The organism is Flagellimonas flava, from assembly GCF_050617915.1.
GTDB classification, from domain to species: domain Bacteria; phylum Bacteroidota; class Bacteroidia; order Flavobacteriales; family Flavobacteriaceae; genus Flagellimonas; species Flagellimonas flava_A.
The window spans coordinates 1-233 of sequence record NZ_JBODQE010000208.1; the positions used below are offsets into that span (position 1 = coordinate 1).

A 233-nucleotide genomic window follows, 5' to 3' on the forward strand; every position below is an offset into this window, starting at 1 on the left:
AGACCAACACAGCATCCGAGGAAAAATTGAAGCTTCCAACCTTCGAACTCTATAGTTCAGGAACTTTAGGTGATGCCTTGCGGCAGTTGGGGGGCGTTTCTTCCTTGAATACCGGCGCCAACATCGTAAAGCGAACTATTCATGGTTTAAACGGCAGCCGTGTTTTGATTGTAAACGATGGCGAGCGCATGCAAGATATGGAATGGGGAGATGAGCACGCGCCCGATATCGAT

1 protein-coding gene is annotated in these 233 nt (G+C 48.9%); it reads left to right on the top strand.

The window, feature by feature from the left end; genetic code table 11:
* The coding region (locus tag ACRHOZ_RS21565) for a Plug domain-containing protein (RefSeq protein ID WP_431130463.1) at nt 1-233 on the top strand (233 nt) is incomplete at both ends.